At 71.4% G+C, this 17,170-nt stretch carries 15 protein-coding genes and 1 pseudogene; 7 read left to right on the forward strand and 9 right to left on the reverse strand.

The genetic code is table 11. The annotated features are described in order from the left end of the window. Window positions 1-2: 2 nt before the first annotated feature. The 4 genes from ABZ464_RS19080 to ABZ464_RS19095 form a co-directional block, all read right to left on the reverse strand. Window positions 3-767 (reverse strand): cyclase family protein, encoded by a 765-nt coding sequence (locus tag ABZ464_RS19080; protein ID WP_359278274.1) that lies wholly within the window; start codon window positions 765-767, stop codon window positions 3-5. Next, entirely contained in the window at window positions 764-1,453 is a 690-nt protein-coding gene (locus ABZ464_RS19085) for an HAD hydrolase-like protein (RefSeq protein WP_359278277.1), read from the reverse strand. Before ABZ464_RS19085 ends, ABZ464_RS19080 begins: the two co-directional genes overlap by 4 nt. Next, the gene (locus tag ABZ464_RS19090) at window positions 1,450-2,898 is read right to left on the reverse strand and encodes an amino acid permease (RefSeq protein ID WP_359278280.1); all 1,449 of its coding nucleotides are present in this window, start codon (window positions 2,896-2,898) and stop codon (window positions 1,450-1,452) included. The genes ABZ464_RS19085 and ABZ464_RS19090 overlap by 4 nt, the downstream gene beginning before the upstream one ends. Window positions 2,899-3,219: 321 nt before the next feature. Then, complete coding sequence (locus ABZ464_RS19095) at window positions 3,220-3,702, reverse strand: hypothetical protein (RefSeq protein ID WP_359278283.1); 483 nt, start codon at window positions 3,700-3,702, stop codon at window positions 3,220-3,222. Between the two features lie 126 nt (window positions 3,703-3,828). Between ABZ464_RS19095 and ABZ464_RS19100 the strand changes: the two genes are divergently transcribed. Continuing rightward, entirely contained in the window at window positions 3,829-4,593 is a 765-nt protein-coding gene (locus ABZ464_RS19100; protein WP_359278286.1) for an IclR family transcriptional regulator, read from the forward strand. Window positions 4,594-4,611: 18 nt separating this feature from the next. Here the strand turns inward: ABZ464_RS19100 and ABZ464_RS19105 are convergent, their stop codons facing one another. Both ABZ464_RS19105 and ABZ464_RS19110 read right to left on the reverse strand, forming a co-directional pair. Further along, window positions 4,612-5,820: a spermidine/putrescine ABC transporter substrate-binding protein gene (locus tag ABZ464_RS19105; RefSeq protein ID WP_359278289.1), complete on the reverse strand. Its 1,209-nt coding sequence runs from the start codon at window positions 5,818-5,820 to the stop codon at window positions 4,612-4,614. Further along, a complete protein-coding gene (locus ABZ464_RS19110) occupies window positions 5,821-7,260 on the reverse strand; it encodes a gamma-aminobutyraldehyde dehydrogenase (protein WP_359278293.1) in 1,440 nt (479 codons plus the stop codon). A gap of 165 nt (window positions 7,261-7,425) precedes the next feature. Between ABZ464_RS19110 and ABZ464_RS19115 the strand changes: the two genes are divergently transcribed. From ABZ464_RS19115 to ABZ464_RS19140, 6 genes and pseudogenes are all read left to right on the forward strand, one after another. Continuing rightward, entirely contained in the window at window positions 7,426-7,950 is a 525-nt protein-coding gene (locus ABZ464_RS19115) for an Lrp/AsnC family transcriptional regulator (protein WP_359278296.1), read from the forward strand. Then, window positions 7,935-9,317 (forward strand): aspartate aminotransferase family protein, encoded by a 1,383-nt coding sequence (locus ABZ464_RS19120; protein WP_359278299.1) that lies wholly within the window; start codon window positions 7,935-7,937, stop codon window positions 9,315-9,317. The genes ABZ464_RS19115 and ABZ464_RS19120 overlap by 16 nt, the downstream gene beginning before the upstream one ends. A 200-nt stretch (window positions 9,318-9,517) precedes the next feature. Next, a pseudogene (locus ABZ464_RS19125) lies at window positions 9,518-10,213 on the forward strand (ATP-binding cassette domain-containing protein); the annotation flags it as partial. A 293-nt stretch (window positions 10,214-10,506) separates the two neighbouring features. Then, on the forward strand, window positions 10,507-11,814 hold the full coding sequence (locus ABZ464_RS19130; RefSeq protein WP_359278302.1) for a hypothetical protein: 1,308 nt from the start codon (window positions 10,507-10,509) through the stop codon (window positions 11,812-11,814). Between the two features lie 110 nt (window positions 11,815-11,924). After that, window positions 11,925-12,344, forward strand: coding sequence for a VOC family protein (locus tag ABZ464_RS19135; protein WP_359278305.1), 420 nt, complete (start codon window positions 11,925-11,927; stop codon window positions 12,342-12,344). 251 nt (window positions 12,345-12,595) lie between these two features. Then, entirely contained in the window at window positions 12,596-13,312 is a 717-nt protein-coding gene (locus tag ABZ464_RS19140) for an LAETG motif-containing sortase-dependent surface protein (RefSeq protein ID WP_359278308.1), read from the forward strand. A 49-nt stretch (window positions 13,313-13,361) separates the two neighbouring features. On the opposite strand, the gene ABZ464_RS19145 is transcribed toward ABZ464_RS19140, so the two are convergent. Genes ABZ464_RS19145 through ABZ464_RS19155 form a run of 3 tightly spaced genes read right to left on the reverse strand, consistent with a single transcriptional unit; the run spans window position 13,362 to window position 17,112 of the window. Continuing rightward, a complete protein-coding gene (locus tag ABZ464_RS19145) occupies window positions 13,362-14,381 on the reverse strand; it encodes an ABC transporter ATP-binding protein (RefSeq protein ID WP_359278311.1) in 1,020 nt (339 codons plus the stop codon). Next, a complete protein-coding gene (locus ABZ464_RS19150; protein ID WP_359278314.1) occupies window positions 14,381-16,054 on the reverse strand; it encodes an iron ABC transporter permease in 1,674 nt (557 codons plus the stop codon). Before ABZ464_RS19150 ends, ABZ464_RS19145 begins: the two co-directional genes overlap by 1 nt. Beyond that, window positions 16,030-17,112, reverse strand: coding sequence for a thiamine ABC transporter substrate-binding protein (locus ABZ464_RS19155; protein WP_359278316.1), 1,083 nt, complete (start codon window positions 17,110-17,112; stop codon window positions 16,030-16,032). Before ABZ464_RS19155 ends, ABZ464_RS19150 begins: the two co-directional genes overlap by 25 nt. Between the last annotated feature and the right edge of the window lie 58 nt (window positions 17,113-17,170).

The following is a 17,170-nucleotide window of genomic DNA, read 5'->3' on the forward strand; positions in this document are numbered from 1 at the left end:
GTTCAGTCCTGCTGGTGCAGGGCGAAGACGCGGGCCGGGAAGCCCGAACCGCCCTGCGGCTTGGGCCAGGTGGCGACGATCAGCGCGCCGGCCTCGGGCACCCGGTCGAGGTTGGCCATCAGCTCGATCTGCCAGCGGTCCCGCTGCAGGACATAGCTCTCCAGGCTGAAGTCACCGGCGGAGGTGGCGAGGCCCGGGTCGGTGTCGGTCTGCTCATGGCCGATCGCGGTGACCCCGGCCTCCTCGAAGAGGTACCGCAGGACCTCGGCCGACCAGCCGGGGTAGTGGCTGACGCCGTCCTCGTCCTTGTTGGCCATCGCGGCCGGGTCGGGCCAGCGCCGGCCCCAGCCGGTGCGCAGCGCCACGAACGCCCCTTCCGGGATGCGCCCGTTGCGCGCCTCCCAGGCCGCCACGTCGTCCAGGGTCGGTACGGCGTCCGGGTCGGCGGCGACGCGCTCGGTGATGTCGAGGACGACCAGGGGCAGGATCATCTCGTCGACGGGTATCTCGTCGAGCGGGCGGGCCCCCGCCACGAAGTGCACGGGCGGGTCCACGTGGGTGCCCCACTGGCCGACGATCGTGTACAGGTGCACGTTGAAGCCGTCACCGCGGGACATGTCGAAGGGCATCTCGCGCTTCTCGTCCGGGAAGGCGGGGAAGTGCGGCTGGCCCGGGTGGAAGGCGTGGGTGAGGTCGGTGCGGACCGTGTTCGCGATCAGGTCCCGGTGCAGGGCCCAGAGCGGGGGCTCGGTGGTGGTGAAGGTCATGGCAGTACGTCTTCTCTCTCGGCTTCTTCTTCTGCGGTGTCCAGGAGGTCGATCAGATGGGCCGGTGCGGTGATGGAGGCGATCGCTCCGGCCGACTCGGCCGGGCCGCCGTACCCCCACCGCACATGCACGGCGGGGATCCCCTCGGCGGCGGCGCTCTCGATGTCGTAGGCGCGGTCGCCGACCATGAGCGGCCTGCGGACGTCCGCGCCGCGCGCCCGCAGCCGGGACAGGCACTCGCGGATCACCCGCCGTTTCGTCGTACGGCCGGCCGCGTCGGAGACCCCGCAGACGGCCTGCAGCCGGGGCGCGAGGCCGAAGCGGCGGGTCATCAGCTCGGCCTGGTCCTCGACCTTGGAGGTCGCGACGCCCAGCGGAAGTCCGCGCCGGACCAGGGCGTCGAGCAGATCGGGGATCCCGGCGTACGGCGTGGCGGCCGACGCTCCGTTACGGGCGTACTCGGCGCGGTAGGCGGCGAGGGCGGCCCGTGCGGTGGGCTCGTCGAGGCCGACCACGTTCCGGAAGCCGTCGTACATCGGCGGGCCGACGAGGGCGCGCAGGGCGGTCGCGTCGGGGACCGGGGCCCCGACGGACCGCAGGGCGTGGGCCGCGCCGGCGATGACGCCGGGGGCGGAGTCGAGCAGGGTGCCGTCGAGGTCGAGGAGCAGACAGGTGGGCGGCCTCACGCGGTGGCCCCCGAGGTGCGGTGCCGGCCGAAACGCAGCCAGTGGTACAGGTAGCAGCCCGCCACGAACGGGACGCCGAAGTACAGCGCCGTGGCCTGGGCCGGGTCCAGCGCGATGCCGATGAGCGAGGCCAGGCACAGGGTGAGGGCGAGGAGCGGGACGACCGGGTGGAACGGGGTGCGGTAGGCGAGGGTCCGCAGGTCACCGCCGCCGCGCAGGAACGTCCGGCGGTGCATGAGCTGGGAGGCGGCGATGGACATCCACACGCCGACCGCGGCGAACCCGGCGATCGACACCAGGACGAGGTAGACCGTCTCGGGCGCGGTCACGCTGCTCACCAGGGAGGCCAGGCCGCCGAGCATGCTGAGCGACAGCGCGGTCAGCGGGATGCCGCGGCGGCTGAGCCTGCGCAGCGCCTGCGGGGCCTGCTTCTCCTCCGCGAGGGAGAACAGCATGCGGGCGCAGGAGTACAGGCCGCTGTTGCCGGCCGAGAGCAGCGCCGTGATGATCACGAAGTTCATGACGTCGGCGGCGTAGGGGATGCCGACGGAGGAGAAGACGGTGACGAAGGGGCTCTCGTCCAGTCCGACCTTGTCGTACGGGATGGTGGCGGCGATGACCGTGATCGCGCCGACGAAGAAGACCAGCAGCCGGACGACGGTGACGCGCAGCGCCTTGGGGACGGCGGTGGCCGGGTCCTCGGTCTCGCCGGCGGCGACGCCGATCAGTTCGGAGCCGGAGAAGGCGTAGAAGGCGGCGAGGACGGTGACGAGGACGCCGGAGAAGCCGTTGGGGAAGAGGCCGTCCGGGGTGTGGAAGTTCTCCAGCAGGAAGGGGTGGGAGCCGCCGGCCGAGGCCATCGGGTGGAAACCGAACAGGGCCGCGCCGCCGAGCACGATGAGGGCGACCACGGCGACCACCTTCACCAGGGAGAACCAGTACTCGGTCTCGCCGAACACGCGGGCCGAGAAGGCGTTCACCGCGAAGACGACGGCGGCGAAGACCACGCACCACACCCAGACGCCGACGGAGGGGAACCAGCGCTGCATCAGCAGCCCGCACGCGGTGAACTCGGAGCCGAGGGCGACGGCCCAGGTCAGCCAGTACAGCCAGGCGGTGGTGAAGCCGGTGGCGGGGCCGATCGAGCGGGAGGCGTAGATGTGGAAGGCGCCCGAGACGGGGTAGACGACGGCGAGTTCACCGAGACAGGCCATCACCAGCCAGACGACGAAGGCGCCCACCAGGTAGGCGAGGACGGCGCCGAGCGGGCCGGCCTGGGAGACGGTGAATCCGGAACTGAGGAAGAGCCCGGAGCCGATGACACCGCCCATCGCGATCATCACGAGATGCCGGGAACGCATGGTGCGACGCAGCCCGTCGACGGGCGGCGGGGAAGCGGAGCCGGCGGCGGCCGAAGAATTCTCCGGCACGGCTGAGACGGACATGAGGGTCTCCTCTACGGAGCGGGGACGGGGGTGCGGACGCGGGTGTGGGGGGCGATCGGCAGGTCATGGCTGGGGGGTGAGGCCACTTTCGGCGGGTGGGCGCGCGGGGGGTGGATGCGCGCGGGGGGTGGGAGCGGCCGCCGGGTGGGGGCGGGGGCTCGGGGAGGCAGGGGCTGGGGCTGGGGCGAAGCCTCGGGGGGGCGAAGCCTCGGGGGGCGAAGCCTCGGGGGGGCGAAGCCTCGGGGGGGCGGAGCCTCGGGGGGCGGGGGCTCGGGGGAGGGGCGGGGGCTCGGGGGAGGCGGAGCCTCGGGGGGCCGTCGGTCAGGCGGGGGTGATGAGGTCCAGTGGGGCGGACAGTTCGATGACCGGGATTTCCCAGGGGTGGGCGTCGATGAGGCGGGTGAGGGTGTGGGTCAGGTCGTCGTCGTCCGTCGTGGCGTCGACGTACGTGGTCACGGCGAGGGTCGAGGAGAGGAAGCGTCCGCCGACCGCGCCGAGGGCGGGCCGGGCGCCGGGGCGGACGGTGAAGCCCTCCGCGCCGAGGGCGACCTCGAAGACATCGCCGTAGACCCCGAAGTCCCCGAGTTCGGGGGAGGTCTCCAGGACCCGTAGCAGCGCGGCGAAGGACTCGTCCGAGCGCAGGACGTCGAGGTCGCCCCGCGCGCACGCGGCCAGCGTCTCCGCGCCGACCGGCCAGTAGACCTTGACCGTCCGGACCGTACGGCGCCGGACGGCCCCCCGGGCGTCACCCCGATCGGCGCCCCGGTCCGGTCCGGCTCCCGGAGTGATCGTCGTCGTAGCCATGCGTATGCGTCCCTCGATGTTCGGCGGCGGCTGATGCAAGGATGCTAAGCGTGCATTAAATGCACGGCAAGATGCAGATGCTGCACGTTTCATGATCTCGAGGGAGGGTGACGGTACAGTGCGCACGTGGACTCGACCGTGGTGAAGGGCCTGGAGGCGTTGTCGGCGCTCGCCCGGGGAACCGCCGAGGGCCTACGGCACGGCTCCGCCGCGTCCGTCGCCGAACTGGCCCGCCGGATGGGCCGCGACCGCAGCCAGCTCTCCCGGACCGTCACCGCGATGACCGCCGAGGAGTTCGTCGCCCGTGACGACGTCTCGGGGGGCGTCACCCCGCACTGGCGGCTCTACGCCGCGGCCCGCGACCTCACCGCACACCGCCTGCGCACCGACGGGCTCACCGCGCTGGAGGGCATGGCCACCGAGACCGGTGAGAGCTGCTACCTGGGCGTCCTGGTCGGCGACACCACCGTGACCGTCGCCGAACGGGTGCCTCCGGGCAGCCGGCAGCTCGGCTCGTGGATCGGCCGCCCCTACCCGGCCTACTGCAGCGACTGCGGACAGGCGCTGCTCAGCGACGCCGACGACGACGAGGTCGCCGCGGTCTTCGCCCGCACCGCGTTCACGCCCCACGGCCCCCGCACACCCACCGGACTGGACGACTTCCTGCGCCGGCTGGCCGTGACCCGGGAGCGCGGCTACTCGATCGTCGACGAGGAGGCCGAACCGGGCCTCTACTCGGTCGCCGTACCGGTCCGCGACTTCACCGACGAGATCGTCGCCGCCGTACAGGTCGTCGGCCCGCGCCACCGCCTGGAACCCAGGACGCAGGAATGCGTGGCGGCCGCCCTGCGCTGGGGCCACCGCCTGGAGACAGCACTGCGCGGCGCCTGAGCGGATGCCCGGGCGCCGTCACAGGCCGACGATCGCGTTCCACCGCCGGGTGAACTCCAGCCGTTCCGTGGAGGTGATGTCGCGGGCGACGGCGAGGCGGGTGCGCATCTCCTGGTCGGGGAAGATCAGGGGGTTGTCGGCGAGGGCGGCCGTGTCCTCGTCGGAGGAGTCGGCGAGCACCGCCTGGGCGGCGGGGACGGGGCAGACGTAGTTGACCCAGGCCGCGAGTTCGGCGGCGGCCTCGGGCTCGTAGTAGTAGTCGACGAGCCGCTCGGCGTTGCTCTTGTGGCGGGCGAGGTCGGGGATCATCAGGGAGTCCGACCACAGCTCGCCGCCCTCCTCGGGGACGACGAAGCGGATGTCGGGATTGTCCGCCTGGAGCTGGATGACGTCGCCGGAGTACGCCTGGCAGGCCAGGACGTCACCGCTGACCAGGTCCTTGGTGTAGTCGTTGCCGGTGAAGCGGCGGATCTGGCCGTTCGCGACCTGCTTCTCCACCTGCTCGCACACGGTGCGGAAGTCGTCGGACGTCCACCGCGTGATGTCGACGCCGTTGCCCTGCATCAGCAGCGCGAAGGCCTCGTCCAGCCCGGAGAGCAGGGTGATCCGGCCCTTGAGGTCGCTCGCCCACAGGTCGGCGACACCGCGTATCCCACGGCCCAGCTTCCGCCGGTTGTAGGCGATGCCGGTGATGCCCGACTGATAGGGCACGGTGTATCTGCGGCCCGGGTCGAAGGCGGGTGAGCGCAGCAGCGGGTCCAGGTACTCGGCCACGTTCGGCTGGCGGTCGCGGTCCATCTCCTGGACCCAGCCCAGCCGTACGAACCGCGCGCACATCCAGTCGCTGATGACGATCAGGTCCCGGCCGGTCTCCTGATGGTTCATCAGCGAGGGGCTGATCTTCCCGAAGAACTCGTCGTTGTCGTTGATCTCCTCGACGTAGTCGACGGATATCCCGGTGCGTTCGGTGAACGCCTCCAGCGTGGGCCGCTTCGTCGGATCGTCGTCGTCCGTGTCGATGTACAACGGCCAGTTGGCCCAGGTCAGTCGCCTGTCGTCGGCGGAGACATCGACACCGGCCCGGTCCCCGGGCTGCACATAGGCGGCCCGCACACCGCACCCGGCGAGGGCGCCGAGGGCGGCGGTGGAGCCGAGGGAGCGCAGGAGGGAGCGGCGGGACGGGAGGGGCGTGCGCGGGACACGCCCCTCCCTGCGGTGGCCCGCCAACTACGCGTCCAGAGACGTCATCACGTGCTTGATGCGCGTGTAGTCGTCGAAGCCGTACCCCGAGAGGTCCTTGCCGTAGCCGGACTTCTTGAAGCCGCCGTGCGGCATCTCCGCCACCAGCGGGATGTGCGTGTTGATCCACACACAGCCGAAGTCGAGCTTCTTGGACATGCGCATCGCGCGACCGTGGTCCTTGGTCCACACCGAGGAGGCGAGGGCGTACTCGACGCCGTTGGCCCACTGCACCGCCTGCTCCTCGTCCGAGAAGGACTGGACGGTGATGACCGGGCCGAAGACCTCCTTCTGGATGATCTCGTCGTCCTGCTTCAGCCCGGAGACGACCGTCGGCGCGTAGAAGTAGCCCTTGTCGCCGACCTGGTGGCCGCCGGCCTCGACCTTGGCGTGCGCGGGCAGCCGCTCGATGAACCCGGTGACCTGCTTGAGCTGGTTGGGGTTGTTCAGGGGGCCGTACAGGACGTCCTCGTCGTCGGGCTGCCCGGTCTTCGTCTCGGCCGCGGCCTTGGCGAGCGCGGCGACGAACTCGTCGTGGATCGACTCCTGGACGAGGACGCGGGTGGCCGCCGTACAGTCCTGGCCGGCGTTGAAGAAGCCCGCCACGGAGATGTCCTCGACGGCCTTGGGGATGTCGGTGTCCTCGAAGACGACGACCGGCGCCTTGCCGCCCAGCTCCAGGTGGACGCGCTTGACGTCCTTGGCCGCCGACTCGGCGACCGACATGCCGGCGCGCACCGAGCCGGTGATGGAGGCCATCGCCGGGGTGGGGTGCTCGACCATCAGCCGGCCGGTGTCACGGTCGCCGGTGACGACGTTGAAGACGCCCTTGGGCAGGATCGAGCCGAGGATCTCGGCGATCAGCACCGTGGAGGCGGGCGTGGTGTCGGAGGGCTTCAGGACGACCGTGTTGCCGGCCGCGATCGCCGGGGCGAACTTCCACACGGCCATCATCATCGGGTAGTTCCACGGCGCGACCTGCGCGCAGACGCCGACCGGCTCACGGCGGACGATGGAGGTCATGCCGTCCATGTACTCGCCCGCGCTGCGGCCCTCCAGCATCCGGGCCGCGCCCGCGAAGAAGCGGATCTGGTCGACCATCGGCGGGATCTCCTCGGAGCGGGTGAGCCCGATGGGCTTGCCCGTGTTCTCCACCTCGGCCGCGATCAGTTCCTCGGCGCGCTCCTCGAAGGCGTCCGCGATCTTCAGCAGGGCCTTCTGCCGCTCGGACGGGGTGGTGTCCCGCCAGCCCGGGAAGGCCGCGGCGGCGGCGGCCATCGCGGCGTCCACGTCCGCGGCACCGGACAGCGGCGCGGTCGCGTACGCCTCGCCCGTCGCCGGGTTGACCACCTCGGTGGTCCGTCCGTCGGCGGCGTCCCGGAACTCACCGTCGATGTAGTTGCGCAGACGACGCAGCTCGGTGCTCACTGACCGGCCCTCCAGTTCAGGTGTCCATTGACTGAGACACCCACAGTAATCCGCGCGCCCACGTTTTCAACACCCCCGATCGCGCAATGACTACGGAATCCGCAGATCTCGGTAGCGTAAACAACGAATTTCATCGCCATGGCCTTGCGGAACTGTCGAGACGTCGTGCACAGTGAGGCCGTGGCCAGTCGAAGCGCAGAGCACAGGGACGGCGGGAGCTCCCGCGAGTCCAGGAACGGCACCCCGCACCTGGATGCCGTCAGTCTCGGCATCATCGAGCAGCTCCAGGAGGACGGCCGCCGGCCGTACGCCGCGATCGGCAAGGCCGTCGGCCTGTCCGAGGCGGCCGTGCGCCAGCGCGTGCAGAAGCTGCTCGACCAGGGCGTGATGCAGATCGTCGCCGTCACGGACCCGCTCACCGTGGGCTTCAGGCGGCAGGCGATGGTCGGGCTGCACGTCGAGGGCGACGTCGAGTCCATAGCCGAGGCGCTCACCGACATGGCCGAGGTCGAGTACGTGGTGATGACCGCGGGCTCGTTCGACGTCCTCGCCGAGATCGTCTGCGAGGACGACGACCACCTGCTGGACGTCATCAACAAACGCATCCGTGCCCTGCCCGGCGTGCGCTCCACCGAGAGCTTCGTCTACCTGAAGCTGAAGAAGCAGACCTACATGTGGGGAACCCGATAACCGTGACCGAGAAGGACCTCAGCCGCACCGCGTACGACCACCTGTGGATGCACTTCACCCGCATGTCCTCGTACGAGAACTCGCCCGTCCCGACCATCGTCCGGGGCGAGGGCACCCACATCTACGACGACAAGGGCAAGCGCTACCTGGACGGTCTCGCCGGTCTGTTCGTCGTCCAGGCCGGCCACGGCCGCACGGAGCTGGCGGAGACCGCCTTCAAGCAGGCGCAGGAACTGGCGTTCTTCCCGGTCTGGTCCTACGCCCACCCGAAGGCCGTCGAGCTGGCGGAGCGCCTCGCCCACCACGCGCCGGGCGACCTCAACAAGGTCTTCTTCACCACGGGCGGCGGCGAGGCCGTCGAGACCGCGTGGAAGCTGGCCAAGCAGTACTTCAAGCTCACGGGCAAGCCGACCAAGCACAAGGTCATCTCCCGCGCGGTCGCCTACCACGGCACCCCGCAGGGCGCCCTGTCCATCACCGGCCTGCCGGCCCTGAAGGCCCCCTTCGAGCCTCTCGTGCCCGGCGCCCACAAGGTGCCGAACACCAACATCTACCGCGCCCCGATCTTCGGCGACGACCCCGAGGCCTTCGGCCGCTGGGCCGCCGACCAGATCGAGCAGCAGATCCTCTTCGAGGGCCCGGACACCGTCGCCGCGGTCTTCCTGGAGCCGGTCCAGAACGCGGGCGGCTGCTTCCCGCCCCCGCCCGGCTACTTCCAGCGGGTCCGCGAGATCTGCGACCAGTACGACGTGCTGCTCGTCTCCGACGAGGTCATCTGCGCCTTCGGCCGCCTCGGCACGATGTTCGCCTGCGACAAGTTCGGCTACGTACCGGACATGATCACCTGCGCCAAGGGCATGACCTCCGGGTACTCCCCCATCGGCGCGTGCATCATCTCCGACCGGCTCGCCGAGCCCTTCTACAAGGGTGACAACACCTTCCTGCACGGCTACACCTTCGGCGGCCACCCGGTGTCGGCGGCGGTGGGCCTCGCGAACCTGGACCTGTTCGAGCGCGAGGGGCTGAACCAGCACGTCCTCGACAACGAGTCCGCGTTCCGCGCCACGCTGGAGAAGCTGCACGACCTGCCGATCGTCGGCGACGTCCGCGGCAACGGCTTCTTCTACGGCATCGAGCTCGTCAAGGACAAGGCGACCAAGGAGTCCTTCGACGCGGACGAGACCGAGCGCGTGCTGTACGGCTTCCTCTCCAAGGCCCTCTTCGAGAACGGCCTGTACTGCCGTGCCGACGACCGCGGCGACCCGGTCGTCCAGCTCGCCCCGCCGCTGATCTCCAACCAGGAGACCTTCGACGAGATCGAGCAGATCCTGCGGGCCACGCTGACGGAGGCGTGGACGAAGCTGTGATCTTCCGCTGAGGTGATCAGCACCGGCCCCGGTGCCTGCCGTTCGAGTGAGAAACGGCGGCCCGGGGCCGTGTGCTGTGCTGATGCCCGCCGCCGCCTCCTTAGCGTGCTCGTGACCGATCGGCCCTGCCTTCGTTCCCCCTTCGTTCCCCCGGACGGGGGACAGGCACGGAATACGGATCTGAACCGAGGTGTACGCCCATGGAGGCCCCGCCGGACAACGACGTGCTCTGGGCACGCTCGCTGCACTTCACGCACCGCGACGGATCACCGGCGCTCGGCGGTGTCTCGCTGGGCGTCCGGGAGGGCGAGATCCTCGCCGTCAGCGGGCCGCGCGGCAGCGGCAAGACGACCCTGCTGCACTGTCTGTCCGGTCTGGTGCCCGCCCAGCGCGGCGAGGTCTGGTTCAACAGCGTCCCGGTGCACACCCTGGGCCCGATGGCCCGCGAACGACTGCGCCGCGACCGCTTCGGCTGGATCGACCCGGCGCCGGTCCTCGTCCCCGAGCTGAACGTCTGGGAGAACGCGGCCCTCCCCCTGATGCTGCGCGGCACCAGCCGCCGCCGTGCCAAGGCCGCCGCGCTGGAGTGGCTGGACCGCCTGGACGTCGGCGACCGCGCCCGCGCCCGCCCGCACGAACTGACCCAGGCGGAACGCCAGCGCGTCTGCATCACCCGCGCGCTCGCCCCCGCCCCCTCGATCCTCTTCGCGGACGAGCCGACGGCCCCGCTCCACCGCTCCGACCGCGCCCACGTCCTGCGCACCCTCACCACCGCGGCCCGCTCCCACGGCATCACGGTCGTCCTCGCCACCCACGACCCGGAAACCGCGTCCCTGGCCGACCGCCGGGTAACCCTCCTGGACGGCCGCCGAGTGAACACCCTCCACCTCCCCCCGGAGAGTGATCGGAACACGGGCGGCCGGCGGGAGGCCGGCCGGAGGGAGCCGGAAAGCCGGGACAAGCCCGCGAGCCGGGCTGAAGCCGTGGGCCGAGCCGAGGCCGAGGGGCCGGGCGGGCCGGCACCTGGGACGAGGTCGGACGGCCGGAGGACGGCACAGGACGGTCAGGCCGAACCGGGACCCGGAACGAAACCGGACGGCCCGGGTGCGCCGGAGCGTCCAGGTGCCCCGGAGCCTTCGGTGGGTGGGGGGTCGGGTGGTCGGGGTGAGGCGGAAGGGCGGGGGGCCGCGTGCTCGCTCTCCGTCTGACCCGCAGCGCGCATCCCGCCGTACAGGCCCGCCGCCTCCTGGTGACGGCGGCCTCCGCGGCCACCGGCTTCCTCCTCCTCTCCACCCTCGGCCACGCCCTGACCCACCCCGAGGCCTCCCCCGGCTCCCTGCTCCGGCTCGCCTGGTGCACGGTCCCCCTCGCCACCACGGTCCACCTCGCCCTCGCGGTCGCCCGCACCGACCCCGGCACCCGCCCCCGCCCCGGTCTCGCCGCGATCGGCCTGGGCCCGGCCCGCCTGATGGCCGTCTCGGCGACCACGACGGCCCTGTCGACCCTGCTCGGCTCGATGCTGGCCCTCCTCGTCTTCCTCCACCTCCGCGGCGACCTCACCGGCATGCCCTTCGACGGAGCGGCCACCGACTTCCTGGCCGCGGACCACCCGCTGCCCCTCCCGGCGGCCCTCACCCTGCTCTCCCTGGTCCCGGCCACGGCATCCGTCGGCGTGGCCCTGATGCTCTGCCCACGGGACACCCTCCTGGCAGCCCGGTCGACGTCCGGAATCCTCACCCGCCGATCGCAGCCCGCGGGCAGTCGTGCCACGGCGGCGGCGCCGGCGGGCGCAGCGGGCACCCCGCGAGCGCAGGCAGGCGAACCCAGCCCCCCGACCCCGCCCGACGGCACCGAACAGACCCCGGACCCCCTGCCCGACCCCGCCACCCCCCTCAACCCCACCGCCCTCCCTTGGGGCGCCGCCCTCCTGGCCACCGGTCTCGCCGTGGAGGGCTACGCCAGCCGTACCTCCACCGCCACCGCCCTCCCCCTCCCCACCGGCCTCCCCACCGCCCCCACCGCGGTCCTCCTCGGCTGGACCCTCACCGCGATCGGCCTGGCCCTCGCCGGCCCCGGCCTCACCCACCTCTGCGGCCGCCTCCTCCAGACCGCCCGCCCCGGCGCCCTGCGCCTCCTCGCGGGCCGCGGTCTCATGCAGGAGGCCGCCCGTATCGGCCGCCCCCTGGGCCTGGTCTGCGCGGTGGCCTCGGGCGCGTACGCGGCGGCCGCCCTGTACGACCCCGCCGACCCCTCCTCCGGCCCCCTCACCACCCTCGGCGCCACGGTCGTGGCCTGCTGCACGGTCGCCACGCTCCTGATGGCCGGCGTCGAGGCGAGGCAGGCCCGCGCCGACACCACCGCCGCCCTGCTCCGCCTCGGCGCCCCCAGCAAGACCCTGCGCACCGCCGCCGCCCTGCGCACCGGCGCGCTCCTGAGCCTCTTCGTCCCGCTGACCCTGGTGGTGGCGGAGCTCGCCTCCCTCCCGCTGGCCCACTGAGAACCCCGTACACGACGCGCACGAAAAAAGATCGCGCCACCGATGAGTTCCGCGCGAACCCCCGGTCTACCCCCACGAACAGCACACGACGCCCTCGACGGGAGAGACCGATGACCGCCCCCGCGTACCAGCAGATGATCTTCATCAACCTGCCCGTGAACGACCTCGACGCCTCCAAGAAGTTCTTCACCGAGCTGGGCTACTCGATCAACCCCCAGTTCAGCGACGCCAACGCGGCCTCCGTGGTGATCAGCGACACGATCGTCGCGATGCTGCTCACCAAGCCGTTCTACGCGACCTTCACCAAGAAGGAGATCGCGGACGCCACGAAGACCAGCGAGGTCCTCGTCGCGCTGAGCTCCGAGAGCCGCGAGAAGGTCGACGAGCTGGTCGACCGCGCGCTCGCCCTCGGCGCCACCACCAGCGGGCAGACGCAGGACATGGGCTTCATGTACGGCCGTTCCTTCGACGACCTCGACGGCCACACCTGGGAAATCGTCTGGATGGACCCGTCGGCCGTCGAGAGCTGACCCACCCAGCCGTCCGGCGGGTCCCGTATCGCCCTCCTTGACCGGATCGAGCAGGCCGTAACGGCGTTGAAACATCCCGCTGGTTAATAAGCGGGCAAAGCCAACCGCTGGGAGCGTTCCCCGCATTGACACTTCTTATGGAACGCTTATAGACCTGTGAGTCTGCTGGGGATGGTGACGCACTCGGCATCACCGGGGGCGCCATCTCCCCCTCCACCCCCCGCAGTTGCGCTTCCCCGTAAAGGACAAACGTGTCCCTTTCCCGCCGTACCGCCGCTCGTTCGGTGCGTTTCCTCGGTGTCACCGCCGCTTCCGCCGCCCTCGCGCTCAGCGCCGCCGGCAATGCGCTGGCCTGCGAGATAGGTGAGTTCTCCGCCGCTGCCGGCTGTGACGGCACGAAGGGTGTCATCACCGTCACCGACAAGGACCCGTCGGGCACCCCGGCCGTCGTCACCGTCTTCCTGGAGAACAACGGCGCCGACCTCCGCCAGGTCGGCGAGCAGACGGTCGAGGGCTCCAAGAAGGGCGTCACCATCACCTTCGACGAGGACTGGGCGCCGGGCGCGGTGTACCGGATCCACGTCAAGGCCATCAAGAACAAGAAGGTCCTCGTCGACGAGGACATCGAGGGCAACCTGACCACTCCGGCCGAGGCCTGCAAGACGGACGACGACACCACCTCGCCGTCCCCGAGCGCCTCCGAGTCGGAGTCCGGGACGCCGTCGAGCACCCCGTCCACCCCGGCCGACACGGCCTCCCCGAGCCCCTCGGACTCGTCGGACTCGTCGGACGACAACACGGTGCCCTCCGCGAGCAACGCCCCCTCGCCCGCGGCCCAGGAGTCCAACCTCGCCGAGACCGGCGCCTCCAACACCGGCCTCATCGCCGGCGTCGCCGCCGTGCTCGTCGTCATCGGCGGCGGCGCGGTCTTCTTCGGCATGCGCCGCCGGGGCTCCGGCAACCGCTGACACCCGCACCACCACGGCCCGTCCCTCCCCGGGGCGGGCCGTACCCTTCTCAGTCCAGCACCACCGTTTCCGCCGCGTCGAACGTCACCCCGGCCGTGTCCCCCGCCTCCGGCGCGTCCCGCAGCGCGCACGCCGCCTCGAGCCGTGGCGCGCCCTCCGGCTGGAGATGTACGGCGACATGCGTGCCCTTGAAGGTGCGGGCGGCGACCGTGCAGGGCAGGCCCTCGTCGGCGGGGACGAGGCGGACACCGGCGGGGCGGACGAGCAGCGTGCGCGGGCCCTGCGGGGAGCCCCCCGGCACCGGCACCTTGCCCCAGGGCGTGACCGCGACCTCGCCGGTGACGTTCGCCTCCACGACGTTCTCGAAGCCGAGGAACCGCGCGACGAACGCGTCCGCCGGCCGCTGCCACACCTCAAGGGGCGTACCGGACTGGGCGATCCGCCCGTCCCGCATCACCACCACCCGGTCGGCGAGCGCGAACGCCTCGCCCTGGTCGTGGGTGACCGCGAGGACCGTGGTGCCCAAACGATCGAAGAGTTCCCGGAGTTCCACCACCAGCCGCTCCCGCAGCGAGCGGTCCAGCTGGCCGAGCGGCTCGTCCAGCATCAGCAGCCGGGGGCGGGGCGCGAGGGCCCGGGCGAGCGCGACGCGCTGCTGTTCGCCGCCGGAGAGCGCGGCGACCGCCCGGCCGGCGGCACCCGGGAGTCCGACGAGGTCCAGCAACTCCCTTACCCGCTCGCCCTGTTCCTTCTTGGACGCGCCCCGCATGCGCAGCCCGAACGCCACATTGCCGCCGACGTCGCGCTGCGGGAACAGCTGATGGTCCTGGAACATCAGCCCCAGCTCCCGCTTGTGCGCGGGCACCCCCGTCTGGTCGCGCCCGTCGAGCAGCACCCGGCCGGAGTCGAGGGGCTGGAGCCCGGCGACCGCCCGCAGCAGCGTCGACTTGCCGCTCCCGCTCGGCCCGAGCACACACACCACCTCGTGCTCGCCGACCTCCAGATCCACGCCGTCGAGCACCGCCCTCCCGCCGAACCGCACGGTGGCGGCCTCAAGCCCCAGCAGCATCAGAACTCCCCCGTCCGGTCGGTCCGCAGCCGCTCCAGCACCAGCAGGGCCACCGCGCACACCAGCATCAGAATCGTCGACAGGGCCATCGCCTGCCCGTAGTTGAGCTCACCGGCCCGCCCCAGCAGCCGCGCCACCGCCACCGGCAGCGTCGGGTTGTCGGGCCGCGCGATGAACACGGTCGCCCCGAACTCCCCCAGCGACACCGCGAAGGCGAACCCGGCCGCCACCAGCAGCGCCCGCCGCACCATCGGCAGATCCACCTCCCGCCACACCCGCCACGGCGACGCCCCCAGCACCGACGCCGCCTCCCGCAGCCGCTGGTCCACCGCCCGCAGCACGGGCAGCATGGTCCGTACGACGAAGGGGACCCCGACCAGCGCCTGGGCGAGCGGGACCAGGATCCAACTGGCGCGCAGATCCAGCGGAGGCTCGTCCAGCGTGATCAGGAACCCGAAGCCGACGGTCACCGCCGACACGCCCAGCGGCAGCATCAGCAGCGCGTCGAAGCCCCGCACCAGGCGGCCCGCATCGCGCCGGGTGAGCGCCGCCGCGGCGAGCCCGCCGATCACCACCGCGATCGCGGTCGCGGCGACGGCGTACTCCAGCGAGTTGCCGATCGCCTCGATCGGCGGCACCAGGAAGACATTGCCGTCCTCACTGGTCAGCGCCCGGTAGTAGGCGAAGTCCGGTGCGTCGAGGGACCGTTGCACCAGCACGGCCAGCGGCAGCACGAGCAGCAGCGCGATGCTCACGAGCACCCCGCCCAGCAGCGCCCACTGCCCGGCCCCGCGCGGCCGTCGCGCGGTGAGGTTCGCGTCCACCAGCCGCAGCGCGGTCTCCCGCCGCCGTACGGTCCACGCGTGTACGGCGAGAATCGCGCCCACGGCTCCGAACTGCACGATCGTCAGGACGGCCGCCGTGGACAGGTCGAAGATCTCGGAGGTCTGCCGGTAGATCTCCACCTCCAGGGTGGAGAAGGTGGGCCCGCCGAGGATCTGGACCACCCCGAAGGAGGTGAAGGTGAAGAGGAAGACCATCAGCGCGGCGGCGGCCACGGCCGGTCCGAGGGCGGGCAGGGTCACCGTGCGCCAGGCCCGCAGCCGGGACGCGCCCAGCATCCGCGCGGCCTCCTCCTGCCGGGGGTCGAGCTGCGCCCAGAGCCCGCCGACGGTCCGTACGACGACGGCGTAGTTGAAGAAGACGTGCGCGAGCAGGATCGCCCACACGGTCGTGTCCAGCCGTACGCCCCACAGGTCGTCCAGCAGACCGCCGCGCCCGACGAGTGCGAGGAACGCGCTGCCGACGACGACCGTCGGCAGCACGAACGGCACCGTCACAACGGCCCGCAGCACCTGCTTGCCCGGGAAGTCCAGACGCGCGAAGACATACGCGCCCGGCAGCGCCACCAGCAGCGTGAGCACGGTGGAGGCGACGGCCTGCCAGGTGGTGAACCACAGGACGTGCCGGATGTCGGACTGGCCCAGGACGTCGACGACCCGCCCGAGCTGCCACGCCCCGTCGACCTTGAGCCCACGGGCGACGATCGCGGCGACGGGATAGGCGAAGAAGAGCCCGAAGAACGCGACGGGCAGGGCCATCAGGCCGAGCCGCGCCGCGCTCCCGGAAGGCCGTCCGGCCGCCTTGGTCACTTCAGTACGAGCGAGGTCCACGACTTGACCCACTGGTCGCGGTTCTCGGCGATCTTCGCCGGGTCCATGGTCTCGGGGTCCTTGGCGGCGGGCCCGTACTTCGTGAACTCGGCGGGCACGCTCGCGCCCTCGACCACCGGGTAGACGAACATGTTGAGCGGCATGTCCTCCTGGAACTCCTTGGAGATCAGGAAGTCGATGAGCGCCTTGCCGCCCGCGCTGTTCCTCGCGTTGCTCAGCAGCCCCGCGAACTCGATCTGCCGGAAGCAGGTCCCGTTCGCGACGCCGGTCGGGGCGGTGCTGGGCTTGGGGTCGCCGTAGATCACCTCGGCGGGCGGGGAGGAGGCGTACGACACGACGAGCGGCCGGTCGGCCCCCGCCTTCTTGCCGCCGGCGGAACCGGAGAACTCCTCGTTGTAGGCCTGCTCCCAGCCGTCGACCACCTTCACCCCGTTGGCCTTGAGCTTCTTCCAGTAGCCCGCCCACCCGTCGTCGCCGTACTGCGCGGCCGTGCCGAGCAGGAAGCCGAGGCCCGGGGAGGAGGTGGAGGCGTTCTCGGTGACGAGGAGGTTCTTGTACGCGGGCTTGATCAGATCGTCGTACGACGTCGGCAGAGCGAGCTTGTGGTCGGCGAAGTACTTCTTGTCGTAGTTGACGCAGATGTCGCCGTAGTCGATGGGCGTGACCCGGTGCTTACCGGCGTCCAGCTGGTACGCGCTGCCGACCTGGTCGAGCCCCTTGGCCTCGTACGACTGGAAGAGACCGTTGTCGAGGGCACGCGACAGCAGGGTGTTGTCGACGCCGAAGAAGACATCGCCCTGCGGGTTGTCCTTGGTCAGGATGGCCTTGTTGACGGCCTGGCCCGCGTCGCCGTCCGTGAGGACCTTGACCTTGTACCCGGACTGCTTCTCGAAGTCGGCGAGCACGCTCTTGGAGGCGGCCCATGAGTCATGGCTGACGAGGGTGACGGTCTTGGAGTCCGACGAACTCGACGAGCTCTTGGCGTCGGACGACCCGCATGCGGACAGCGTGACGAGGCCGAGGCCGACCGTCGCCGCCACGAAGGTCTTGATGTGCACTGGATGTCCTCCTGGGGTTGGCCAGGAAGAACGCGGCCCTGCCCGGGGGACGCCCGGA

The sequence above is a fragment of the Streptomyces sp. NPDC005820 genome (assembly GCF_040630255.1).
Lineage (GTDB): Bacteria > Actinomycetota > Actinomycetes > Streptomycetales > Streptomycetaceae > Streptomyces.

Coding starts and splice junctions, on each gene's coding strand:
- ABZ464_RS19080 (WP_359278274.1), bottom strand. CDS start 767: ATGACCTTCACCACCACCGAGCCCCCGCTCTGGGCCCTGCACCGGGAC.
- ABZ464_RS19090 (WP_359278280.1), bottom strand. CDS start 2,898: ATGTCCGTCTCAGCCGTGCCGGAGAATTCTTCGGCCGCCGCCGGCTCC.
- ABZ464_RS19095 (WP_359278283.1), bottom strand. CDS start 3,702: ATGGCTACGACGACGATCACTCCGGGAGCCGGACCGGACCGGGGCGCC.
- ABZ464_RS19135 (WP_359278305.1), top strand. CDS start 11,925: ATGACCGCCCCCGCGTACCAGCAGATGATCTTCATCAACCTGCCCGTG.
- ABZ464_RS19145 (WP_359278311.1), bottom strand. CDS start 14,381: ATGCTGCTGGGGCTTGAGGCCGCCACCGTGCGGTTCGGCGGGAGGGCG.